Below are 22,643 nucleotides of genomic sequence, written 5' to 3' on the forward strand. Positions count from 1 at the left end.
CATGGCCAGGGACAGCAAGAGCGCCCGCGGGGATCTCGCCAAGGGCAAGAAGAAGCGCGCCACCGCCATCCCGGCCGCGAAGGGGAAGCCGAAGGCGGCCGCCAAAGGCAAGAAGAAGGCCGTCCCCCTGCTGCCGCTGCCGGAAACCCTGCCGGCCGTGCCGCTGCCGCCCGCCAAGCGCGCCCGCGTGGCGGAGAAGAAGCATCTCCTGCCGCTCGACATCCCGGCGCGGGGCGATGCCACGATCCTCGACCGGCTCTGGCAGACGGTGGAGCAGCGCCGCCTGTCGGGGGATGTGAACGCCTCCCACTCCGCGCGGCTGATCGCGCGCGGCACCGCCAAGGTCGCCCAGAAGCTGGGCGAGGAGGCGGTGGAGTGCGTGATCGAGGCCACGCTCGGCAACCGTCCCGCCACGGTGCTGGAAAGTGCCGACGTGCTCTATCACCTGATCGTGGTCTGGGTGGATGCGGGCATCCGCCCCGAGGAGGTCTGGGGCGAGTTGGCCCGCCGCGAGGGCATCAGCGGCATCGCCGAGAAGGCGGCCCGGCCCAAGGGCATCCTGCGCGCGGCCAGGACCACCAAGCTGCCCTGACGGCCCCCGGGGCTGAGGACGGCCGGCGATCACGGCTGCGCCGCCCCCCTTGCGTCCCGCCACGGCGCGTCCCAGGAAGAGGGGGACAGACGCGTCCCGGAGGAGCCTCACCATGCCTGTCAGTGGTCTTCCGCCCTATGACGACGGCAACATCTTCGCCCGCATCCTGCGCGGCGAACTGCCGGCGAAGACGATCCATGAGGATGAGTGGGCGGTCGCCTTCCATGACATCGCGCCCCAGGCCCCCATCCATGTCCTGGTGATCCCGCGCGGCCGCTACGTTTCCCTGGCGGATTTCGCCGGGAGCGCCAGCGAGGCCGAGATCGCCGGCTTCTGGCGCGCCGTGGCCAAGGTGGCCCGGGACCTGGGCCTGGAGCAGCCCGGCTACCGCACCCTGTCCAACATGGGGGAGAATGCCGGGCAGGAAGTTCCGCATTTCCATGTCCACCTCTTCGGCGGCAGGCCGCTGGGACGGATGCTCAGCCCGGCCGAAGGCTGAGAGGCCGTGGCCCCTCTGGTGAACCCCCTGGCGCCCCCCTGGCGGTCCCTTGGGCATGAGCGCATCCCAGGCCGAGGCCCGGGCCGCGCTGGACGCGGCCGGCAGCCTCCCCGACCCGGAGCTGGACCTCGTCACCGTCGCCCTCCAGTTCGCGCGCATCGACGCGCCGGAGGCCGACTGGCAGGCGGCGCAGGAGCGCCTTTCCGCCCTGGCGCGCGAGGCGGTCCAGGCCGCCATGGCCGATCCCGAAGCGGATGGCGGCGACCCGGAGGCGCGGCGCGCCCTGCTGGCGCAGGTGATCCACGGCGCGGGCGGCTATGTCGGCGATGCCGAGAGCTATGACGATCTCGCCAACGCCAACCTGATCCGCGTCACCGAGCGGCGGCGCGGCCTGCCGGTGGCGCTGGGCATCCTCTGGCTGCACGCGGCGGAGGCTGCCGGCTGGGGCGCGCACGGCATCGACTTCCCGGGGCATTTCCTGCTGGGCATCGAGGGCGGACGCGGCCAGGTGGTGACCGACCCCTTCTCCGGCGGCCAGTCCCTGGGCCCGCGTGAGCTGCGGGGCCTGCTCAAGGCCGTGGAGGGCGACCGCGCCGAGCTGCGCCCCGGCCTGCTGGCCCCGATGGGCAAGCGCGCCGTGCTGCTGCGCCTGCAGAACAACATCAAGCTGCGCCGCCTGCGCGCCGGCGACGTGGCGGGTGCCCTGTCCTGCACCGAGGACATGCTGCGCCTTGCCCCCGATGCCGCCATGCTGTGGCGGGAGGCCGGGCTGATGAACCAGCGCCTGGACCGCATCGGTGCCGCCATCGCCAGCCTGGAGCGTTTCCTGGAACTGGCCGGCGCGGGCGAATCGGCGGAGCGCATCCGCCAGCTCATCGAGGAACTGCGGCAAAGGCTGAACTGAGCAGGTTTCCCCTTTTGGCCGGTGCCGGGGCGCGCTTAGATGACGGGGATGAGTGAAGTCGTCAGCCTGCGGCCCTCCCAGGGCCTCTCCTCCCGCGGTTCTCCGGAGGACAGGATCTGGGCGGTGATCGCCTCGGTCGGCAAGACCGACCGCGTGGCCAATATCTATGCCAGCCGCGACGCCGCCCTGGCGGACCGGAACTGGCGCGAGCAGCAGGTCCGCGCCTACGCCACCTTCCTGCGCAGCAGCCAGCAGCCCGTGCCGCATTACAGCGTGTCGCCGATCCGCCGCGCCGACCTGCCGCGCAAATGGTCGCCCCTGCCGGCCCTGGGCTTCCTGCGGGGGCAGTTCGCCTAGGCGGTGTGGAACGGGGCGATGTGGCGCGGGGCGGCTTGCGTCATGAGGCGGCTCCGGGCGCTGGTCACGCCACCCGCCTGAGCCGGCGGAGAAGCCGCCCATCCAGCGCCAGCAAGCCCAGGCCCACGAGCGACATCCCGCCGAGCTGCGACGCCGAAAGCCGTTCGTGCAGGATGCCCACGCCCAGCAGGATCGCGCTGACCGGGACCAGCATGGTGACCAGCGAGGTGTTCGTGGCCCCGACCGCGCCGATGAGGCGGAAGTAGATGATATAGGCCAGGGCCGTGGAGAGGAGCGCCAGGCCAGCCAGGGCGCCCCATGTGGCCGCGCCCGGCGCGGCGATCTGCCAGGGGCGGTCGACCAGCAGCGTGAGCGGGAGGGCCATGGCCATGGTGCTCGCGATCTGCCCGAAGGCACCCAGGGCAGGCTCGATGCCCATCCTCCGGAAGCGCCGGCCATAGGTGTTGGCGAGGCCGTAGCACAGCGCAGCCCCCAGGCAGGCCAGCACGCCGGGAAGCGCACCACCCGATCCGGGCGCGATCTCCCCGCCCAGAAGGACGATGACGCCCGCGAGCCCGAGGGCGACCCCGGCCAGCTTGCCGAGGGACAGCTTCTCGTCATCGGTCAGGGCATGGGCGACCAGGATGGAGAAGACCGGCGTCGTGGCGTTGATGATGGAGGCCAGCCCGCTGCCGATGAAGGTCTGCCCCCAGAAGATCAGCGTGAAGGGGAGGAGGCTGTTCAGCATCCCCATACCGAGAAAGGCTCGCCACAGGCCGGCCCTGGCCGGGACCGGGATGCCGCGCAGCCGCAGATAGAGCCACAGGGCGCCGGTGGCGATGCTGACGCGCACCAGCACCACGGTCAGGGGCGGCAACTCGGCCAGGGCGACCTTCGAGAAGAAGAACGATCCACCCCAGAGGAGCGAGAGGAGACCGAGCAGCCCCCATTCCGACAGGCGCATGCCATGGGGCTTGGACAAGGGGCGGAACCTCGTGGTGGTGCTGGCGGATCGCCCAACGGGCGGATTCGGCCGTCTTCGACGTTTCGCCACCCTTTTGCCGGGTTCCGTCGCCACCCCCAAGCGCGCCCCGGACAAAGCAGGTGGAGCACCGCTCCGGCCCGGGCGGCCGCGCCGCGCCCCGCCTCCGGGGGCAGTCCTTCCGCGCGGGGCGGCGCGCCGCTTGCCCAGGCGCCGCCGCTCCCCTCATGCTCCCCGTCCCGGTGCGGCGCGAGGAGCGCCCGCCGCGAGGGGAGAGAAACCGCATGTGCCCACCCGGCTGCCTGGACGCCGTCTGCCGCCATGTCGGCCGGCGCGGCCTGTTCCGCACCGGCTTCGCCGCCACTGCCGTGGCCGCCGCCGGCCTGTCCGCCGCCCCACAGCCCGCCCAGGCCGCGCCCGGCCCCGTCACCTTCCGCGAGGCGCTGGACCTGACGCATCCGCTCTATGAGGGCTTTCCCACCTTCGACGGATCGAAGTGGTTCAGCATGGAGCCCTTCCTGACCTATGCGAAGGACAAGCTGAACATCAACCGCTGGACGCTGATGGAGCACACCGGCACGCATATGGACGCGCCGCTGCATTTCTCGGCGGATGGGCGCAGCGTGGATGCCATCCCCGTCGCCGACCTGATCGTGCCCATGGCCGTCATCGACATCCGCCGGCGCGCCCAGGAGAATCCGGACGCCACCGTGACGCCGGACGACATCCGCGCCTGGGAAGCCCGCAACGGCCCGCTGCCCCAGGGCTGTTGCGTGGTGATGAATTCCGGCTGGCATGCGCTGCTCGACTCGCCCCGCTTCGCCGGCAAGGGCGCCGATGGCCGCAACCACACGCCCGGCTTCCATGGAGAGACGGCGCATCTGCTGCTGGAGCGCGACGTGAAGGGCATCGGGGTGGACACGCTCTCCCTCGATGCCGGGATCGAGACCGGCCCCTTCCCCGTCCACTACAGCTGGCTGCCCGCCGGTCGCTGGGGCGTGGAGTGCCTGGCCAATCTCGACGCGGTGCCGGAGAAGGGAGCGCATCTCGTGCTCGGCGGGCCGAAGGTGAAGGGCGGCACCGGCGGGCCGAGCCGGGTGATCGCGCTGGTCTGAAGGCCGTCCGCCACGAAAAAGGGCGGCGCACCCTTCGGCGCGCCGCCCTTTTCTCGTTCCGGTCCCGGGGCGCGTGGCCCCGGGGGCATGGCTCACGCCGCCGCGCTCTCCGAGCGGCGGGCGTGCTTCTTGCGCTCGTGCGGGTCGAGGTAGCGCTTGCGCAGGCGGATCGCCGAGGGCGTCACCTCCACCAGCTCATCCTCCTCGATATAGGCGATGGCCTGTTCCAGGCTCATCCGCCGGGGCGGCACCAGCAGCAGCGCCTCGTCCTTGCCGGCGGCGCGGATGTTGGTGAGCTTCTTCTCCTTGATCGGGTTCACTTCCAGGTCGTTGTCCCGGGAGTGCTCGCCGAGGATCATGCCCACATAGACCTTCACGCCCGGGTCCACGAAGAGCGTGCCGCGCTCCTGCAGGTAGAACAGCGCGTACTGGATCGCCTCGCCATCGGAGTTGGAGATCAGCGAGCCGTTGCGGCGGCCCTCGATCGGCCCGGCCCAGGGCTGATAGCCCAGGAAGAGCCGGTTCATCATGCCGGTGCCGCGCGTGTCCGTCAGGAACTCGCCGTGATAGCCGATCAGGCCGCGCGAGGGCATATGGAAGGTCAGCCGCACCTTGCCGCCGCCCGAGGGGCGCATGTCCTGCATCTGCCCCTTGCGGATGGAAAGCTTCTCCACGACGACGCCGGAGAACTCCTCGTCCACATCGACGAGCACCTCCTCGAAGGGCTCCTCGCGCTCGCCGGTCTCGGGGTTCTCGCGGGTCAGCACGCGCGGGCGGCCGATGGTGAGCTCGAAGCCCTCGCGCCGCATGGTCTCGATCAGCACGCCGAGCTGCAGCTCGCCGCGGCCGGAGACCTCGAAGCTGTCGGCCTCCTCGCTGTCCTTCACGCGGATCGCGACATTGCCCTCGGTCTCCTTGAAGAGACGGTCGCGGATCTGGCGGGAGGTGACCTTCTTGCCCTCGCGGCCGCCGAGCGGGCCGTCATTGATGCGGAAGGTCATGCTCAGGGTCGGCGGATCGACCGGAATGGCCGGCAGCGGCTCCGTCACCTCGGGGGCGGCGATGGTGTCGGGGATGGTGGCGTCCGACAGGCCGGCGATGGCGATGATGTCGCCCGCCTGCACCTCCTCCACCGGCACGCGGTCCAGGCCGGAGAAGGTCATCAGCTTGGTCAGGCGCCCGGTCTCGACCAGCGAGCCGTCCTGGCGCAGCACGCGGACGGGCATGTTCAACTTGGCCACGCCCTGCTCCACGCGGCCGGTCAGGATGCGGCCGAGGAAGTTGTCCGCCTCCAGGATCGAGGCGTTCATGGCGAAGGGCTTGTCGAGATCGACCTTCGGCGCCGGGACATGGCTCAGGATCAGGTCGAACATCGGAGACAGGTCCTTGCGCGGCCCGTCCATCGAGAGGTCGGCCCAGCCCTGGCGGCCCGAGGCGAACATGGTGTGGAAGTCGAGCTGCTCATCCGACGCGCCCAGGGCGGCGAAGAGGTCGAACACCTCGTTGTGCACCTCGTCCGGACGGGCGTCCTGGCGGTCCACCTTGTTGATGACCACGATGGGCTTGAGGCCGCGGGCCAGCGCCTTGGTCAGCACGAACTTGGTCTGCGGCAGCGGCCCCTCGGCGGCATCGCAGAGCACGATGGCGCCATCGACCATGGAGAGGATGCGCTCGACCTCGCCGCCGAAATCGGCGTGGCCCGGCGTGTCCACGATGTTGATCTTGACGCCCTTCCACTCGACGGCGGTGGACTTGGCGAGGATGGTGATGCCGCGCTCGCGCTCCAGGTCGTTGCGGTCCAGGGCGCGTTCGGCGACCGCCTGGTTGGCGCGGAAGGCGCCCGCCTGCTTCAGCAGGTTATCGACGAGCGTGGTCTTGCCGTGGTCGACGTGCGCGATGATCGCGACGTTGCGAAGTTCCATGAGCAGGGATGTCCCGGTAGCGTTGCGCAAGCCGGAAATGCCCCGACAGCGCCATGTTGCGGCACACAAATAGGCGACCGGGCGGCAAAAAGCGAGTGTTGAAGCCTTGCACCGGGCTCGCCACAGACGCGCGCGCCTGCTCCCTGGGTTGGGAAAGGCGGGTCCGGATGGCATCTGAACCCGGAATCCCACTCTTGGGAAGCCGCTCCGGGGCACGCCATCCCGGGAAACACCGGAAAAATCCACCCGGCCCATTCCAGGACAGGCTGGGGACCAGCCCGGGACCTGTCCGGACCGTCCCCAGCCGCGATGCTCAGCGCATCGGCGGCGGCGGCATGACGCCCGGAGGAGGCGGGGGCATCGGCCGGCCGTCGCGCGGCGGCGGGGCGGGGCGGGCCAGTGCCGCATCCGCCTCATCCAGCGCGGCCTGCGTGCCCCGGATGTCGCGCTGGGCCAGCGCGGCCCGTGCCTGGGACAGAGCCCGCACCACGGGGCCCTCATAGGGCCGCGCGGCCCTGGCCAGGACCTCGGCATTGGCGGCGGAGGCGCTGGGCGCGGTCACCGACAGGCTGCGGGTCAGGATGCGGCTTTCCGCCCGTTCTATGAACTCGTTGGCCTGGCCGAACTGGCGCCGCGCCAGGGCGGCGCGCGCCGAGGTCAGGAAGCCATGGATGTCGTTGATGTCGCTCTGGTCCGCCTGCCGGGCGATCTGCTCCTGGCCAGGCAGCGGAGGCAGCGCGGCGTTGTTACCGGCGGCACCTTGCGCCCGGGCCGTCCCGGCGGTGGCCAGCGCCATGGCCGAGAGCGCGATCGCGCTCAGGGGCAGGGATAGGAAGCGCATGGACATGAGTTTCTCCTCGTTTCTTCCAATCGTCTCGGCGAGACCGGGGCGACTCCCATTTCGGGAGAGATCCGGAGCCACGGAATCCGGTCCGGCGGGAAGCAGCTTGGGTAACCGGCAGGCCGGATGGAAGAGCCGGCCGCCTGCGGCCACCCCTTTCGCCCGGCCGGAACGTCTCCGGCTCAGTTCGTGATCCGGGCCGGCGAATTGGCATCCACCGTCGGTTCCATGCCGTCCGGGCTCGGGCGGAGGGAGGCCAGCGGGTGGTCCATGTCCCGCCCTGGCACGAGCTGGGTCGGGCCGAGGCCCGCCGAATAGGGCGAGGTCGCCGCCGCAGCCCCGGCGCCGGGCGGCCGGCCGCCGGCGCAGGCCGCCAGCCCGGCCAGCATGGCGGAGGCCATGGCAAGGCGGATCAAGGCTCTGGGCATGGTCTTCTCCTTATCGGAGGTCAGGTTTGTCCGGGGGGACACGGGCGATCAACCTCCCCGGAACGGGAAGGTTGCCATCCTGTCCCCGGTCCATGGCGACAAAAGGGCCGAAGCAGGGCCGCCCGGTCTCCTCAGCCCGCGCCGACCAGCGCCTTCAGATCCGCCTGCGGGCGGGCGCCGAAATGCGAGATGACCTCGGCCGCCGCGACGCTGCCCCAGCGGCCGCACTCCCCCGGCGGCAGGCCGCGCGTATAGGCGGCCAGGAAGCCAGCCGCATAGGCATCGCCCGCGCCGGTCGTGTCCACCACCCGTGTCGGCACGGCGGCGACCTCGTGCACCTGCCCGTCCAGGGCCACGATGCTGCCCTTCTCGCTGCGCGTCAGCACGGCCACCCGCACCTCGCGCTGCGCGGCGGCCAGCGCCTCCTCGAAGCTCTCCGTCTCGTAGAGGCTCAGGATCTCCGTCTCGTTGGCGAAGAGGATGTCCGTCCGCTCCTTCACGAAGGCCCGGAAGGCATCGCGGTGGCGGCCCACGCAGAAGGGATCGGACAGGGTGATCGACACCTCCCGCCCCGCGGCGCGGGCAATGTCGGCGGCGGCGCGGAAGGCCTGCTGCGCCGCCGGCGGGTCGAAGAGATAGCCCTCCATGTAGGTCACCTTCGCGCCGCGCACGGCGGCCTCGTCCACATCCGCCGGGCCGAACCCGACGCAGGCGCCGAGATAGGTGTTCATGGTCCGCTGCCCGTCCGGCGTCACCAGGATCAGGCAGCGCGCGGTGGGTGTGCCGCCCGTGGACGGCGCGGTCGGGAAGTGCACCCCGATCGAGCGCATGTCATGGGCGAAGACCTGGCCGAGCTGGTCGTCCGCCACCTTGCCCAGATAGCCGACCTTCGCCCCCAGCGCGGCCGCGACGGCGCAGGTGTTGCCGGCGGAGCCGCCGCTGCTTTCCGTCCCCGGCCCCATCACCGCATAGAGCGCATCGGCCTCGGCGGTGTCGATCAGGCGCATCTCGCCGGGCGTCAGGCCGCGGCTGCGCAGCAGGTCCGGCTCGGCACGGGCGATCACATCCACGATGGCATTGCCGATGCCGAGGATATCGAGGGACGGGGCGGTCATGCGCGGACTCCGGAAAGGGAGTGCGGGCGTAGCAGGCATGGCGCCGGGCGTCAGCCGGGCAGCGGCATTCCGCGCACGCGGACGCAGGGATGGCGATTCTGCAACACCTGTTGTGCCGATCAGCCACAATTGATGATCGTCACGCCACCGTGCTAGCCGGAGCTTCCCGGAACTGCGCGGCGGGGGCCGTGCCAGCCGGGACTGCCGGGCCGAGGGGAGACCGTTCCGGTGGTCGCTCAACGCAAAAAAGGGGGAGCAGCTTCATGTCCGTCTTCCGACGCAAGCGGGAGGATGCTGTTCCGCCCGCGCCCGAGGCTTCGTCGGCCGCAGTGCCTGTTGCCCGTGACCCAGAACTGACCGTGCCGCCTTTTCGCCCGGCACCGCCGGCGGGCGCCGCCGTGAAGGACCCCGCCATGAGCCTGCCGCCAAAGCCGAACGCCATGCCGGGCCTGCCCCAAGGCATGAACCCCGGAGGAATGAATCCCGGAATGAACACCCCGCCCAACGCCCAGCCCGGCCCCTTCCCCGGCGCGCAGCCGCGCCCCGGCGCGCCGTCCGGTCCCCTGCCCGCCTCGGCCGCGCCGCAGCGCCCGCAGGCGCCGCAGGAGTCCGAGCGCCGCACCCTCGTGGTCGGCAAGGGCATCAGCCTGCAGGGCACCGTCTCGGATGCCGAGCGCCTGGTGGTCGAAGGCACGGTCGAGAGCCAGATGATCCACGCCCATGAGCTGAACATCAGCGGCACCGGCGTGTTCAAGGGCGAGGTCGAGGTCGAGAATGCCGAGGTCGCCGGCGTGTTCGACGGCACCATCACCGCCCGCGGCAACCTGGTCATCCGCGCCACCGGCCGGGTGCTGGGCGTGGCCCGCTGCCGCCGCCTGCAGGTCGAGGATGGCGGCCAGCTTTCCGGCCGCATGGAGATGCTGACGGACAACAACCCGCCGCGCATGGGCGTGCCGGCCTTCCCCAGCGCCGAGCCTGCCGAGGTCTGATCCATGGGGCGGCACCATGCCGCCGCACACCGGATGCAAGGGGGCAGGCTCTTCAGGGCCTGCCCCCTTCTTCTTGCGCTCCTTGTGGCGCCCCTGCTGGCCGCCTGCGCGGGACCGGCGGACGGGTTGCCGGACCGCGGCGCGGTCCTGGACGAGGTGATGCGGAACTACCGCGCCAGCCTGATCGCCGTGTCCGGCGAGAACCCGCTGCCCGGCGCCGGAGAGGGTGGAAAGGCGCAACCGATGACGGCCCCGCAGCCGGCCGTGGCGCTGCGCCCTGGCGCCCCGCCCGCCAGCGTGGCCAGCCTGCGGGGGCAGACGGGACCGGCGGTCCGCGCCGCGCTCGGTGCGCCCGTCTTCCGGCGGGCCGAGGGGCCGGCGGAGATCTGGCTCTACAGCGGCCAGCGCTGCCAGCTCGACCTGATCCTCTACCCGAGCGGTCGGGAGTTGCTGGTCGCCTGGGCCGCCGCACGCGCCGCCGGAACGGAGCGGGTGACCGAGGAAGCCTGCCTGCGCGAACTCGGCGGCAGGCCGCCGGGCGTGTGATGGCGGCCCCGCCGCCTGGCGGATGGAACCCTGCACCCCGTCGCCTTCCCCGCCGTTAGGCTGATGCCCTCCGGCCGGTCCGGAAGGCCGGCACGGGAGGAGGCGGCATGAAGGCGTTCCTGGATTTCGAGGCATCCTCGCTGGAGAAGGGCGGCTTTCCGGTCGAGGTCGGCTGGGTCCTGGAGGATGGCACGGAGGAGGCGCACCTGATCCGCCCCGCCCCGGACTGGACGGTCTGGTCGGCGGAAGCCGAGGCGATCCACCACCTGTCGCGTTCCCGGCTGGAGGCGGAGGGGGAAGTGCCCGACGCCGTCGCGGCGCGGATGATGGAGGCGCTGTCGGGTCACGAGATCCTGGCCAGCGCTCCGTCCTGGGACGGGCAATGGCTCAGCCGACTGCTGCGCGCGGGCGGGCTGCCGCGCCACGCCCTGCGACTGGGCGACACGGACGCCGCCGAGGAGGCGGAGGCCGAACGCATCCTTCGTGAGGCGGGCCTCCCGGTGGCGGAGCGCGCCACGCAGGTCCGGCGGATCGTGGAGGAGGCGCGGCAGGCGGATGAAGCGCTCGGCCCGGCGGAACACCGCGCTTTGGCCGATGCCCGGCGGTCCCGGCGCCTCTTCGAGGCCGTGCGCCAGGGTGCACGGGCCATGGCGGAACAGCACCAGGCCGCCAGGACAGCCCAAGGGTGATCCGGCGATAAGAGGGGCCGGCCGTCAGCCGGTGCCGCCGTCATCCGTCTTGTCGCTGCGGGCCTGTTCCCGCAACTGCTCCAGCGTCAGGCCGGCCGGGGTGGAACCCGCCAGTGTCCCGTCGCCGGCTTCCTCATGGGCCTTGTCGGTCGGGGCGCCCTGCGGCGTGTGGCTGGGGCCTTTGGCCTTGCTGGGGTCCTCCGCGCCGCGATCCCCTGGCTTGCGCGCATCATTCATCGGGCTTCTCCGGTTTCCGGGGGTGCCATGCCCCTCTCCCCGGACCAACGCCCGGAGGCCCGTGAGGTATGCCTCGTCAATGCCGCGCGGATTCCGCGACCCGCCGGAATGGCAGGTCGCGCGCCAGCCAGCAGCCGACCCTGATCTCGGCGATCCCCCCGGCATCGCCGCGCAGGGCGCGCAGTGTCCAGTCGCCCGGCGGGGCGAAATCCAGCGCGCGGGGGCAGGGCAGCAATAGGATGTCCGAGGCGAAGGGCAGCAGCGGCTGCATCATCCCCTCCCCCAGCCGGCCGGAGAAGGCGCCGTAGAGCACGCCGCCCGACGCAACGATGGTCAGTTCCGCCCCCAGTTCCTCGCAGCGGAATCGTCCCTCGAAGCCGCGGCCCGGTTCGCCGTTGCGCGGCTCCAGCCGCGTCCGGAGATTGTCGCCGGCGCGTTCCAGGATGACGGCCTCGCCTTCCCGGAACAGGCGGCTCGCGCCGCCGCCGGCACTGCCGTCCTCGCGCCCCGACAGGAGTTCCGGCCCGCCCGAGAAGCCCAGCCGCAGGCGTCCGTCCGGCATCGCCTCCACCCGGGTCGCCAGCCCGGTCTCGGGCTCCAGGTAGCAGCCTGCCAGCCTGGGATCGGCGGCGGGCGGGACCGGATCGGCGGGCAGGTCCAGCAGCGCGCCAAAAAGCTCCGCGGCGGCAGCGCGGGGATCGGCCATGTGATTGAACAGCACCACCACGGAAACGCGTTCCGCTGCCGCATGGGCCCGGAAGCTCCGCCAGCCACGCAGGCCGCCGCCATGGGCGGTGATCTCGCGCCCCAGCAGCCTGCCGCGCCCCAGGCCGAAGCCATAGGCGGCGGGCTTCCCGTCGCGGAAGGTCACGGGCGCGGAAAGCCGGTTGTACAGCCCGCCGGCCTCGTCCCGCGTCGCGTCGATGAAACGCTCCCAGGCGATCATGTCCTCCAGCGAGGCGGCGAGGCCGGCATCGCCCGTCCAGTGGATATGGTTCTCCGCCATGCGGAAGCCGCCGGCGAGCGAGCCCTCGTAGCCGATCGTGCCGTCCCGCACCGTGGAGGTGTCCGGGTTCAGCCCCGCCCGCGGCATCTCCGCGCGGTCGAGGATGCGTTCGCGCAGCAGTTCCGCGAAATCCCGGCCGGTGCGGCGCTCGATGATTGCGGACAGGAGGCGGAAGTTCTGGTTGACATAGGAGAAGCGCGTGCCGGGCCGGAAATGCAGGCTCCGCGTCCGCCCGATCAGCCAGCGCGCCTCCTCCGGCCCGAAATGCCCCTCCACCGGCGCACCGCAGAGCATCGCCTCGGCCCAGTAGTCCCGCAGCCCCGACTGGTTGTGGCAGAGGTCGAGGATGCCGGGCGCCTCCCCCGCCAGCTCCGGCATCAGCCGGCGGATCTCCCCGTCCAGCGCCTTGGGGTCGGGAAACAGGTCCAGCAGCAGGGCACAGGTGAACTGTTTGGTGATGGAGCAGACCAGGAAGGGCGTCCGTTCCGTGAAGGGCAGGCGCCGTGCGGCATCCGCCCAGCCCCAGCAGCGGCTCGCCACCACCCGCCCCTCGCGCAGCACCGCCACGGCGCCGCCGGGGCCGGGATAACGGGCCGGCAGGCTGTCGAGGACTCGGTCGAGGCGGCTGGCGGTCTGGCTCATGCGCCGCATTGAAGCCGCTCCCGCCCTGCCCGCAAATCCCCGCCCCCCCTGCGGACACCCGGGTGCCCGCCGGGGGGGCGGCCGCGCCGGTCAGCCGATCGCCGCGACGATCTCCCCCAGCATCGGCTTGAGGTGGAAGTTCTCGCCCGGCTGGATCGCGACATGGCCGCCAGCCTCCTCCACCGCCCGCGCCACCAGCGGGCCGACAGCGGCGATGCGGGTGCGCGCCAGGGCCTCGGCCAGCAGATCCTCCTCGCCGGCGGCCTTCGCCACCTCGCGCAGGCGCCGGACCTGCGGCGAGGAGGTGAAGGCGATCAGGTCCACCGCCCCGTCCGCCATCTCGCGGATCACCGCCAGCACCCGCCCGTCATCCTCCTTCGAGGCATAGGCATAGGGCACCACCGGGTCGGGCCGGGCGCCACGGTCGCGCAGGAAGCCCAGCAGCGCCTCGTTGGGATTGTCGGGATAGAGCTGCACCGCCACGCGCCGCCCCTCCAGCGGCAGGGATTCCAGCGCGGCGATCACCCCGGCCGTGGTCGGCGTGGCCGCGGAGATGTCGGGCCCCAGCCCCAGGCTCCGAAGCCGGGCGGTCGGCTTCGGCCCGCGCACGATGCGGCGCGCCCCGGACAGCGCGGCGCGGAAGCCTTCCGCCAGCCCGGCCCGCTCCGCCACGCCCATCAGGCGCGACAGCCCCTCCCCGGTCAGCAGGATCAGGTCGTCCGGCGGCGTCGCGATGAAGCGCCGCAGCCAGGCCTCGGCGGGTGCCGGGTCCTCCAGGTCGAGAATGGCGACCAGCGGGCAGCGCAGCACCGCAGCCCCCTGGCGCTCCAGCATCCGGGCCATGGTCTCCAGCTCGCGCGTTTCCGGCACCACGACGCGGCGGCCGGCCAGCGGCCCGGCCATGGGTGAGGCCGTGCCCCGGTTCCCCGCCTCGCCATCCACAGGACTGCTCATGGGCTCTTCCTTGGCTTCTCGCTCCGGCCGGGAGTTACCCGCATGGCGCAAAGGCCGCGAAACCCGTGCCGGATGCGAACGTTTGGAGAACAATCAACGCAAGGATGCCAGATCCATGGCCCAGAAGCACGGCCAGCACGCCGAATCCGCCCATGAGGCGGCCCAGGCCGGGGCGGAGAATCCCAAGGCCGATCCCAACCCTGGCTCCAACACGGTGAAGGACCCGGACGACTGGACCACCGGCGGCGAGGCGATGACCGGTGCCCAGGCCAGCTATCTCAGGACGCTGAGCGAGGAAGCCGGCGAGGAATTCGATCCGTCGCTCAGCAAGGCGGATGCCTCGAAGCGGATCGACGCGCTGCAGGCCAGGACCGGGCGCGGCCGCGACCACTGAGGCTGGGCCGCCATGGGGCGGCCTGATGGAACGGCCTGATGGAACGGCCTGGGCTGGAAGCCCGCCACCCCTCCGCGCCTATCCCCCCCGCAGGCCCAGCTTCGCCGCCGCCTGGGCCACACAGAGTTCGAACACATCCAGCGCGTCGAAGGCCCGGTCCCGTCCGTCCGGCGGCAGCACCATGGGCAGCCCCCCGCCATCCAGCACCGCGCCGGGGATCATCAGGTTGTCGGGCGCGCCGAAGCCCTCGATGGTGATGCCCTCCAGCGGGTCCGGCAGTGCCGCCACCTGCGCGCGGCTGCGTGCCTCGAACAGGCTGGCACTGTTGGAATAGCCGAAGACCGGCTTGCCGCGCCCAAGGAACCAGCCGACCTCCACCAGCGTGCCCGAATCGGCGGAAGGACCGCGGAAGGGCGTGAGGTTCGCGATCACGATGTCGCATTCCTCCATCATCGCCACATCCTTGCGATAGATGCCGAGCCAGGTCGTTTCCGCCGCCAGCCCCTCCGCATCCTCGTTCAGCGGCGGGCGCCCGGTGATGCCGTAGCGGGCGCAGATCGCGGTCTTGCGGCGCGCATGCTCGCGCGCCTTCGGCAGGAACACGTCCGGCCCGGCCAGATAGGCCCTCATCCCCGTTGTCTCCCTCGGCTGCCCCGGCCCTCTGTCGCGCAGGCGCCGCCCGGCGTCCAGGGGCGGTCCGCCAGGCCCTTCACCTTTGCGAAGTGCATTGAAGTGGCCCGCGCGGGCATTCTAGAATCGAAACGTCACAGGGCGGATGGCCATGTCTCGCTGGACGGAAGTCCTGGCCGGTGCCGGGCTCGGTTGCCTGATGGGTCTGATGCTGGGCCTCGCCGCCACGCCGGTCGTGGCCAGCGCCCTTGCCGCCCTCACCGCCCTTCTGGCGGCCTTTTTCGGACTGGTGAAGGCTGAGGACAGCCCCGACCGCGCCCTTCGCATCGGCAGTTTCGGTGCCGCCTGCAGCCTCGCCCTCCTGCTGGGCCTCGGCCTCCGGACCCATGACCTGCTCTCCCCCAGTATCCGCGCCGAGGTCCGCCAGTGGACCGATGCCGGATTCGAGGAAAAGGAGGCCCGTGCCATGGTGGCTTTCCAGCGCCTGGGCATCGCGCCACCCGATTCCGCGAAGCCCGCCGACAGGCCGGCCAAGGCCGACGCGCCCGCCCGCCCGCAGCCCGGCACCTATGCCACCGCCCTCTTCGCCAGCACGACCGATATGTGTGGCCGGATCGTCCCCTTGCCGGACGAGGCCGTGCTGGACCTGTTCCGGCACGAACCCGAGCGGATCTGGCAGAGCTTGGCCGCGGCCGCCGACAGGGCCCCCACCGGGGCGCGCCCGGCCATCCTGGACGCCATCCGGAGCACCTTGTGCGGATAGCCCGCCCCCGGCCCGCCGTGCCGCTGGCGCCCGTGCTTCCGGCCGCGCTCTGCCTGCTCGCGGCCATCCCGGCCCAGGCGCAGCAGGGCCCTGCCGGCGACGTGCTGGCACGCCTGGCGCCCGCCGTCGTGCGGGTGATCGCCCGGGACTGCAGCGGCGCGGAGGACCGGAGCGGCAGCGGCTTCGTCTGGCAGACGCCGCAACAGGTCGTCACGGATTTCCACGTGGTCAGCGGCTGCAGCAGGCTGATCGTCAGCTACCAGGGACTGCGCGAGGTCGAGGCCCGGGCGGAGCGCGTCTATCTTCCCGCCGACCTCGTCGAGCTGCGCGTGCAGCCGCCACCGGGCTTCGCCCTGCCGGCGACGGTGCTCTCCTCCATCGGGCAGGTCCCCAGGCCCGGCGAGACCGTCAGGGTCTATGGCTATGCGCTCGGCGTTCCCACGCGCGACGACAAGCCCCTCACCGTGACCCAGGCCAATCTCGACGCGCCGTTGCTGAACGACAGTGTGGATGCCAAGGCCCGCGAGGAGCTGCGCCGCCTCGGCGCGCCGAGCCTGCAGACCGAGGTGCTGCGCCTCGACGGCAATCTCCTGCCCGGCCATTCCGGCGCCCCGATCCTGGACCGTGACGGGCAACTCGTCGGCATCGGCTCGGGCGGGTTGCAGAACGGCACGGTCGGCACCGGCTGGGCGGTACGCGCCCGCTATCTGACCGAATTGCTGCGCGCCCCGCCCGGGGTCCTGCCAGCCCCCTCCGGCTCCTCCGGACCACTTTTCGCCCAGCCCGCATTGCCGCCGGATGGCCAGGTCAGCCAGATCCGCTGTGGCGAGCTTTCCCTGGTGCGAACGCGGCGGCTGTCGCTGGAGGCGCTGGTGGCCAGCTCCGATGACCCGGTCGGCCTCTACCAGATCGCGGCCACGACACAGCGTCCGCTCGACAGCTTCCGTGACCTGCAGTTCGACATCTGGACGGAACGGAACAGCGGCGCCGGCATCGCCGTGCCGACCGGGGCACGGCTGGATAGCCGCGCCGATGGTTGCGCCGCCATCTGGCACGGCGGGGCGGTCGAGATGCGGATCGCCGGGGCGAGGCTGCCCGATGCCCCGCCCTCGGAGATGGGCTGGCAGGCGCAGGTGCAACGCACCTCCAGTGCCTTCGAGATGGCATGGGCGCGGGAGTTCCTGCCGGCCCTCCAGCAGAACCCGGCCTTCTCCTACATCATGCCGCAGGAAAGGCGGGGCGGCATGGTGGTGAACCGCAAGTTCTTCGCGGGCATGCGGCCGGACCATCCCTATCCCTATGGCATCTTCGAAACGCTGATGGCACGCCGGACCGCCTTCATCGGCGTGGCCGCCATCGACCGCCGCTACATTGCGGCGCCGCCTTTGCCGGAAGAGATCTTCCGCACCTGGATCGCCGCCGGTTTCGCGACCCATCTCTCCACCTTCCCCCCTGAGGCGGGGCCAGCGAAAGCCCCGATGGCGGCCGCGGCGGCAGCCCGCCTTGCTGCGGACCCCATGCCGGTGCCATTGAACCCGGATGGCCCCGACACGCCGCTTCCCCCTGCCCGCGCCACTTGGCCTCGCCCTGCTGCTGGCCGCCTGCGCCACGCCGCAGCCCCCGATCGTGGCGGGCCAGCCCCTGCCACCGCGGGAGCCGGTCTCGGTCGATGTCACCGATGACCCGGCGCAGCCTTTCCTGGTCTACAGCGTCACCCCCAGAATCGAGGAATATCCGGACGGCCCGCCCCTGCCCCGCGTCCTGACCGCGCTGGGCGCCGGGCGGGCGCGGCAGGATGCGCGGGAAAGGGTGTTCCGCGCCACGGTCGAGGTGACCTATGCCGGCCCGGGTCGGCAGCGCTTCGTGAGCATCAGCATCGCCAACCATGTCCCCGCCCCGATCCGGGAGATCGACCACACGCTGCGCTGCGGCCAGGGCCCTTCGGGGCGGGACTGCCTCTACACGGAAACCGTGGCCAGCTTCTTTCCGGAGGTGGAGCTGCGCGCCGCGGCGGCGAAGAACCAGCCGTTGCGCTTCCGGCTCAACGGCGCCCGGCCGGTCGAGGCATCCCTGCCGCCGGACCGGGTGCGGGCCCTGCTCGCCAGGATGGACGCCGCCGGGGCCTGAGCCTGCCTCCGTCCCCTGGGCCAGGATTCAGAACTCGGCCTCCAGGTCCAGTTCCGTGACATGCTCGGGCTCGACCCTCGCGGCCTCCACCCATTCCGCCATGTCGGGCCAGGACATGATGGTGTCGGCATAGCGGGCCGCCGCACCGTTCAGGCGGACGTCATAGGTCAGGAAGCGCGTCACCACCGGCGCGTACATGGCATCGGCGATGCCGGGCCTGCCGCCGAAGAGCCAGGGGCCGCCCCATTTGCCCAGGCACTCGTTCCAGATCACCAGAATCCGCTCGATATCGGCCTTCGGCCCCGACCAGAGCGTGAAGCCCGGCACATGCGCCCGCAGGTTCATCGGCAGCGAGGAGCGCAACGCCGAGAAGCCGGAATGCATTTCCCCCGAGATGGAGCGGCTGCGCGCCCGCGCTGCCCGGTCCTCCGGCAGGAGGCCGGCCCTGGGGAAGGTCTCGTTCAGGTATTCGGCGATGGCCAGCGTGTCCCAGACCGTGACCTCGCCATGGATCAGGCAGGGCAGCAGGATGGAGGAGGAGCGCATCAGCAGCTCCGCCCGGGCCGCCGGATCGTCCGCCGCCGCAACGGAAACCTCGACCTCCAGCCCCGCCAGGCGGCAGAGTAGCCAGCCGCGCAGCGACCAGGAGGAATAGTTGCGACTGCTGATCAGCAATCTGGCATCCGCCATGGCACCCGGCCTCCAGCCCTGAATCCGACGCGACGCAGCTTAGGCGCTCCGGAACCGCCAGGGAATCGTGGGCTTGCCCCCGTGGCCCATGCCAGGGGGAAGCCCGCCGGGTGCATCGCGTTCAACCCGGCATCGCATCCCACCGGATCGTGTTTCGCTTGGGTCTCCCGGGCCTCCCGTTGTATGTTGCAACGCAACAAATCCTTCTGGCCGGCGCGGCTTGCCCCGATCCGGCCCATGGCCATGCGCGGAGACCGATCGGCCCCATGAACTACGCGCTCTACCAGTCCGGGATCGATGCCCTCGCTCCCTGGCAGGGCTTCGCCCAGGGGCTGGCGCCGCTGCTCCGCCCGCTGCATCCTCTGCAACCGGGCGCGCCCCTGCTCCGCCGGGCCTCGGCGGCGCTGGAACTCCTGTCCGAGTTCCGCGTCACCCACAAGCGGCCGGCCTTCAACCTCGCCCCCGTCCGCATGGGCAACGCCCTGGCCGCGGTCGGGGAGGAAGAGGTCTTCGCCACCCCCTTCGGCCGCCTGCTGCATTTCCGCAAGGACAGCCACCTGCCGCAGCCGCGCGTGCTGGTGGTGGCGCCGATGTCGGGGCATTTCGCCACCCTGCTGCGCGGCACGGTGCAGGTCCTGCTCCAGGACCATGACGTCTACATCACCGACTGGGCCAATGCCCGCGACGTGCCGGTCGGGGCCGGGCGCTTCGACCTCGACGACTGCATCGGGCACATCATCCGCTTCCTGGAGGAGATGGGGGGCGAGGAGCGCGCGCCCACCCATGTCCTCGCCGTCTGCCAGCCCGCCGTCCCGGTGCTGGCCGCCGTCTCGGTCATGGCGCAGACCCGCAACCGGCACCAGCCGCGCTCCATGACACTGATGGCCGGGCCGATCGACACGCGGCTGAACCCGACCGAGGTGAACCGCCTCGCGCAGTCGAAGCCCATCGAGTGGTTCGAGCGGGAGCTGATCGACACCGTGCCCTGGCGCTTCGCCGGGCATGGGCGGCGCGTCTATCCCGGCGTGACCCAGCTCACCGCCTTCCTGTCGATGAACCTGCAGCGGCATGCCCGTGCCTTTGCCACGCAGTACGAGAACATCGCCGCCGGTGCCCTGGCCGCGACGGAGGCGCATCGCCGGTTCTATCAGGAGTATTTCGCGGTGATGGACCTCACGGCCGAATTCTATCTCCAGACCATCCGCTCGGCCTTCCAGGAGAATGAGCTGCCGCGCGGCATCATGCAGTGGCGCGGCGAGCCGGTGCGGCCGGAGGCGATCCGCCGCACCGCCCTGCTGACCGTGGAAGGCGAGAACGACGACATCTGCGGCATCGGGCAGACCATGGCGGCGCTGGACCTGTGCAGCGGCATCCCCGTCGCGATGAAGCGCCATCACCTGCAGACCGGCGTCGGCCATTACGGCGTCTTCAACGGCCGTCGCTGGGCGAACGAGATCTACCCGGTCGTGCGCGAGATGATCCAGACGATGAGCTGATGCCGGGCGCCCCCGCGCTCCGGTGATGGCGGAGCGATGGTGGTGCGGGTCGGAACGAGGCGCGGCGCTTACAGGAGCAGCCGCCCCTCCGCCTCCGTGTCCAGCGGCCGGATCGGGCGGGCCACCCTCGACCAGGGATAGCGGCGGTAATCCGTGGCCAGGAGTCCGTCGCCGGTCGCGTAGAGAACAGCCGCGGAGATCGGCGCGAAGGACGCATGGAAATGCTGGTTGGACTTCACCACCAGCAGCCTCTCGCCGGCCGGGTCGATCCCCATGTTCGAGAAAAGGTCATGGCCCATGGCCTGGCGCCGCCGGGACACCAGCACGGCGCCGACCCCCTCCGTAGTGCGGATCCCGACGGCATCCCCGAGATCGACCGGCCCGCCGGCGAAACTCTGATACGCCTCAGGCACACAGGACAGGATCTCCACCTCCGCATCCAGCGGCTGCCCCGAGGCCCAGCAGGCCTTGCCCCCGATGCGCAGGCGCATCCGCGCACCGGGCCCGGCGTCGAAGGCCATGCGGACCGCGACCGGATCCCAGATCGGCCCGACCGAGGCACCGGCGATGCCACCCTCGGTCAGCAGGCGCAGGAATGTGGTGTTATCCGACGGAGCGCCGCCGCCGGCATTGTCTGAGGTATCGGCGATGGTCACGGGCGCTTCCGCCGCCGCGGCAAGCCGCAGCCCCTCGGCGAGTGCCTCCGCCGGCTCCAGGAAATGCTTCGCGGGGCGGGCATGGATCGCGGCCATGGCCTCGCCGAATTCGCGGGCCAGACGGTCACCCACGGGCTTGGCATCGTCCGTGACGACCAGCACCCGCGCACCGCTCTCCGGCACGTCGCCCGACGGGAAGCCGTGGCCCAGCGAGATGGAGAGCACGCCCGCCCGTCCCTCCAGCGCCATCGCGCGATCGACCAGCCCCCGCATCGGCTGTTCGGTTGTGGGGAAGGAGGCGATCAGCCGACAGTCCCAGAGCGACATCACCGGGCGGATCCGCCCGCGCAGGGCCGCCAGGACCAGGTCGAGCAGCTCCTCGCCGCGTTCGACGAAATCGGTGTGCGGGTACTCCTTGTACAGGACGATGATGTCCGCGAGCTCGCAGCGCCGGACAGTGAGGTGGCAATGCGGGTCGAGCTCGACGCCGATCACCGCCTCCGGGCCGACCATGCGGCGGACATGCTCCAGCAGATCGGCTTCGCAGTCGTCATAGCCCTGCGCCACCATCGCGCCGTGCAGGCCGAGCATCACCGCATCGACAGGCAGCGCTGCCTGGAGCTGCGCCAGTATCTCGTCACGCATCCGCTCATAGGCGCTGCGGCTGGCCATCCCGCCCGGCATGGCCCAGAAGCAGGAGCCAGGGATGAATTCATACCCATCGGTCGCCGCGCGGCGGCGGGTCACCCAGAAGGCAGCCGTCTGCATGGTCGGCTCGGCCGGATGCTCGCCGGGCCGCCAGGCCTGCTGGTCCAGGAAGCTTTGATAGCTCGTCGGCATCGGCGAGAAGGTGTTGGTCTCCAGAGCCAGACAGGCGGAGAAAATGCGCATGGCGAATCCTCGTGTGGAGATACACGGCGCGCCATGATCCCAGGGCGGCGGCCGGATATACCATGGTGCGGGGATGTCATTCCCCCTGTCGCGGCGCTTTTCCGCCAGATCGGCCATCAGTCCCAACCCAGGGAGAGATTCGCCTCATGCCGGACCGGTATCGCCCGGGATCTTCCGCAGATCCGTCCGCCGGCTCCTTCCTGGCGCGATCTCGGCCAACCCGGTCAATGCCGCCCTGCTGGAGCGACTGCCGGCGCTGGGCCTGCCGCAGGGCTTCCTGACGGCGGGCTGCCTGTTCCAGGCGGTGTGGAACCACCGCTCCGGCCGCTCCGCCGGGAAGGGCGTCAAGGATTACGACGTCTTCTACTTCGACGACCGGGACCTGTCCTGGGAGGCGGAGGATGCCGTGATCCGGCGCGTCGCCGAGGCCACGCGCGACCTGACGGAGAGGATGGGCGCCGTGATCGAGGTGAAGAACCAGGCCCGCGTGCATCTCTGGTACGAGCGCCGCTTCGGCTCGCCCTATCCCCGGCTGGCCTCCGCGCGGGACGGCATCGGCCGCTACCTCGTCGCCTGCACCTGCCTCGGCATCGAACTGGCCAGCGGCGCGATCCACGCCCCCGATGGCTTCGGCGACCTGGAGGCCGGAATCCTGCGCATGAACCCGTTGAGCGGGAACCGGCCCGACCTGTTCCGGCGCAAGGCGGAATCCTACCGCGCCCGCTGGCCCTGGCTGCGCATCGTGGCGGCGGGCTGAGCGGGGCGCGGCCTCAGCCCATGAAGCTCCCCGGCCCGAAACTGTCCGGCAGCAGTTCGCCCAGCCGCCGCAGCAGCACCGTCTCCCCCGCCGCATCCACCATCCGCACGGTGGTCGCTGCCGTGCCGAATTCCCGCAGCTTCTGCCGGCAGCCGCCGCAGGGGGTGCAGGGCTCCTTCGCCGCGGCGGCCACCACCACCTCCGCGATGCGCCGACTGCCACCGCCCATCACCATGGCGGCGATCGCCCCGGCCTCGGCACAGGTGCCCTCGGGAAAGGCGGCGTTCTCCACATTGCAGCCGGCGAAGACCGCGCCATCCTCCGTGCGCAGCGCGGCGCCGACCTGGAAGCGGGAATAGGGCGCATAGGCCCGCGCCCGCGCCGCCAGCGCGGCCGATACCAGTTCGTCGGGCCCGGACAT

At 71.5% G+C, this 22,643-nt stretch carries 26 protein-coding genes; 14 read left to right on the forward strand and 12 right to left on the reverse strand.

Features of this window, described 5'->3' with window-relative positions; genetic code table 11:
• Position 1: 1 nt before the first annotated feature.
• The 4 genes from MVG78_RS00315 to MVG78_RS00330 all read left to right on the forward strand — a co-directional run bounded on the left by MVG78_RS00315 (position 2) and on the right by MVG78_RS00330 (position 2,352).
• Positions 2-592: a phosphoribosyl-ATP diphosphatase gene (locus MVG78_RS00315; protein ID WP_247556860.1), complete on the forward strand. Its 591-nt coding sequence runs from the start codon at positions 2-4 to the stop codon at positions 590-592.
• A gap of 112 nt (positions 593-704) precedes the next feature.
• A complete protein-coding gene (locus MVG78_RS00320; RefSeq protein ID WP_247556863.1) occupies positions 705-1,091 on the forward strand; it encodes a histidine triad nucleotide-binding protein in 387 nt (128 codons plus the stop codon).
• 55 nt (positions 1,092-1,146) lie between these two features.
• Complete coding sequence (locus tag MVG78_RS00325; protein ID WP_247556865.1) at positions 1,147-1,995, forward strand: SirB1 family protein; 849 nt, start codon at positions 1,147-1,149, stop codon at positions 1,993-1,995.
• Between the two features lie 48 nt (positions 1,996-2,043).
• Positions 2,044-2,352, forward strand: coding sequence for a hypothetical protein (locus MVG78_RS00330; RefSeq protein WP_247556868.1), 309 nt, complete (start codon positions 2,044-2,046; stop codon positions 2,350-2,352).
• A 64-nt stretch (positions 2,353-2,416) separates the two neighbouring features.
• Here the strand turns inward: MVG78_RS00330 and MVG78_RS00335 are convergent, their stop codons facing one another.
• Entirely contained in the window at positions 2,417-3,334 is a 918-nt protein-coding gene (locus MVG78_RS00335) for a DMT family transporter (RefSeq protein ID WP_247556870.1), read from the reverse strand.
• Positions 3,335-3,618: 284 nt separating this feature from the next.
• On the opposite strand from MVG78_RS00335, the gene MVG78_RS00340 reads away from it, so the two are divergent.
• Entirely contained in the window at positions 3,619-4,449 is an 831-nt protein-coding gene (locus MVG78_RS00340; RefSeq protein WP_247556873.1) for a cyclase family protein, read from the forward strand.
• 92 nt (positions 4,450-4,541) lie between these two features.
• Here MVG78_RS00340 and typA read toward each other — a convergent pair whose 3' ends face one another.
• From typA to MVG78_RS00360, 4 genes are all read right to left on the reverse strand, one after another.
• The gene (gene typA, locus MVG78_RS00345) at positions 4,542-6,371 is read right to left on the reverse strand and encodes a translational GTPase TypA (RefSeq protein WP_247556892.1); all 1,830 of its coding nucleotides are present in this window, start codon (positions 6,369-6,371) and stop codon (positions 4,542-4,544) included.
• A gap of 313 nt (positions 6,372-6,684) precedes the next feature.
• A complete protein-coding gene (locus MVG78_RS00350) occupies positions 6,685-7,218 on the reverse strand; it encodes a hypothetical protein (protein ID WP_247556895.1) in 534 nt (177 codons plus the stop codon).
• Positions 7,219-7,394: 176 nt separating this feature from the next.
• Positions 7,395-7,640 carry a hypothetical protein gene (locus MVG78_RS00355; protein WP_247556897.1) on the reverse strand — a complete coding sequence of 82 codons (246 nt, stop codon included), beginning with the start codon at positions 7,638-7,640 and terminating at the stop codon, positions 7,395-7,397.
• Between the two features lie 131 nt (positions 7,641-7,771).
• A complete protein-coding gene (locus tag MVG78_RS00360) occupies positions 7,772-8,755 on the reverse strand; it encodes an adenosine kinase (RefSeq protein WP_247556899.1) in 984 nt (327 codons plus the stop codon).
• A 488-nt stretch (positions 8,756-9,243) separates the two neighbouring features.
• On the opposite strand from MVG78_RS00360, the gene MVG78_RS00365 reads away from it, so the two are divergent.
• The 3 genes from MVG78_RS00365 to MVG78_RS00375 all read left to right on the forward strand — a co-directional run bounded on the left by MVG78_RS00365 (position 9,244) and on the right by MVG78_RS00375 (position 10,979).
• Entirely contained in the window at positions 9,244-9,744 is a 501-nt protein-coding gene (locus MVG78_RS00365) for a bactofilin family protein (RefSeq protein WP_428480717.1), read from the forward strand.
• A gap of 126 nt (positions 9,745-9,870) precedes the next feature.
• Entirely contained in the window at positions 9,871-10,290 is a 420-nt protein-coding gene (locus tag MVG78_RS00370; protein ID WP_247556905.1) for a hypothetical protein, read from the forward strand.
• 107 nt (positions 10,291-10,397) lie between these two features.
• Complete coding sequence (locus tag MVG78_RS00375) at positions 10,398-10,979, forward strand: 3'-5' exonuclease family protein (protein WP_247556908.1); 582 nt, start codon at positions 10,398-10,400, stop codon at positions 10,977-10,979.
• Between the two features lie 24 nt (positions 10,980-11,003).
• Here MVG78_RS00375 and MVG78_RS00380 read toward each other — a convergent pair whose 3' ends face one another.
• From MVG78_RS00380 to MVG78_RS00390, 3 genes are all read right to left on the reverse strand, one after another.
• A complete protein-coding gene (locus tag MVG78_RS00380) occupies positions 11,004-11,216 on the reverse strand; it encodes a hypothetical protein (RefSeq protein WP_247556910.1) in 213 nt (70 codons plus the stop codon).
• A gap of 76 nt (positions 11,217-11,292) precedes the next feature.
• Positions 11,293-12,864 carry a D-aminopeptidase gene (locus tag MVG78_RS00385; RefSeq protein WP_247556913.1) on the reverse strand — a complete coding sequence of 524 codons (1,572 nt, stop codon included), beginning with the start codon at positions 12,862-12,864 and terminating at the stop codon, positions 11,293-11,295.
• Positions 12,865-12,954: 90 nt separating this feature from the next.
• Complete coding sequence (locus MVG78_RS00390) at positions 12,955-13,818, reverse strand: uroporphyrinogen-III synthase (protein WP_247556934.1); 864 nt, start codon at positions 13,816-13,818, stop codon at positions 12,955-12,957.
• A 115-nt stretch (positions 13,819-13,933) separates the two neighbouring features.
• On the opposite strand from MVG78_RS00390, the gene MVG78_RS00395 reads away from it, so the two are divergent.
• Positions 13,934-14,212 carry a DUF3072 domain-containing protein gene (locus tag MVG78_RS00395; protein WP_247556953.1) on the forward strand — a complete coding sequence of 93 codons (279 nt, stop codon included), beginning with the start codon at positions 13,934-13,936 and terminating at the stop codon, positions 14,210-14,212.
• Positions 14,213-14,290: 78 nt separating this feature from the next.
• Here MVG78_RS00395 and MVG78_RS00400 read toward each other — a convergent pair whose 3' ends face one another.
• Entirely contained in the window at positions 14,291-14,842 is a 552-nt protein-coding gene (locus MVG78_RS00400) for a nucleoside 2-deoxyribosyltransferase (RefSeq protein WP_247556956.1), read from the reverse strand.
• Between the two features lie 151 nt (positions 14,843-14,993).
• Here MVG78_RS00400 and MVG78_RS00405 point away from each other — a divergent pair, with 151 nt between their 5' ends.
• From MVG78_RS00405 to MVG78_RS00415, 3 genes are read left to right on the forward strand one after another with little or no spacing between them, the layout of a single operon-like run.
• Entirely contained in the window at positions 14,994-15,605 is a 612-nt protein-coding gene (locus MVG78_RS00405; RefSeq protein WP_247556959.1) for a hypothetical protein, read from the forward strand.
• Positions 15,596-17,287, forward strand: a complete 1,692-nt coding sequence (locus MVG78_RS00410; RefSeq protein WP_247556962.1) for a S1 family peptidase — start codon at positions 15,596-15,598, stop codon at positions 17,285-17,287. The genes MVG78_RS00405 and MVG78_RS00410 overlap by 10 nt, the downstream gene beginning before the upstream one ends.
• On the forward strand, positions 17,232-17,732 hold the full coding sequence (locus MVG78_RS00415; RefSeq protein WP_247556964.1) for a hypothetical protein: 501 nt from the start codon (positions 17,232-17,234) through the stop codon (positions 17,730-17,732). The genes MVG78_RS00410 and MVG78_RS00415 overlap by 56 nt, the downstream gene beginning before the upstream one ends.
• Before the next feature lie 27 nt (positions 17,733-17,759).
• Here the strand turns inward: MVG78_RS00415 and MVG78_RS00420 are convergent, their stop codons facing one another.
• Positions 17,760-18,407 (reverse strand): glutathione S-transferase, encoded by a 648-nt coding sequence (locus tag MVG78_RS00420; protein WP_247556967.1) that lies wholly within the window; start codon positions 18,405-18,407, stop codon positions 17,760-17,762.
• Between the two features lie 281 nt (positions 18,408-18,688).
• On the opposite strand from MVG78_RS00420, the gene MVG78_RS00425 reads away from it, so the two are divergent.
• A complete protein-coding gene (locus MVG78_RS00425) occupies positions 18,689-19,918 on the forward strand; it encodes a polyhydroxyalkanoate depolymerase (RefSeq protein WP_247556970.1) in 1,230 nt (409 codons plus the stop codon).
• Between the two features lie 68 nt (positions 19,919-19,986).
• Here the strand turns inward: MVG78_RS00425 and MVG78_RS00430 are convergent, their stop codons facing one another.
• Positions 19,987-21,465: a M81 family metallopeptidase gene (locus MVG78_RS00430; protein ID WP_247556972.1), complete on the reverse strand. Its 1,479-nt coding sequence runs from the start codon at positions 21,463-21,465 to the stop codon at positions 19,987-19,989.
• 73 nt (positions 21,466-21,538) lie between these two features.
• Here MVG78_RS00430 and MVG78_RS00435 point away from each other — a divergent pair, with 73 nt between their 5' ends.
• Positions 21,539-22,222, forward strand: coding sequence for a nucleotidyltransferase family protein (locus MVG78_RS00435; RefSeq protein ID WP_247556974.1), 684 nt, complete (start codon positions 21,539-21,541; stop codon positions 22,220-22,222).
• A 13-nt stretch (positions 22,223-22,235) separates the two neighbouring features.
• On the opposite strand, the gene cdd is transcribed toward MVG78_RS00435, so the two are convergent.
• Positions 22,236-22,643: a cytidine deaminase gene (cdd, locus tag MVG78_RS00440; protein WP_247556994.1), complete on the reverse strand. Its 408-nt coding sequence runs from the start codon at positions 22,641-22,643 to the stop codon at positions 22,236-22,238.

The organism is Roseomonas gilardii subsp. gilardii (genome assembly GCF_023078375.1).
Classification (GTDB): Bacteria; Pseudomonadota; Alphaproteobacteria; order Acetobacterales; family Acetobacteraceae; genus Roseomonas; species Roseomonas gilardii.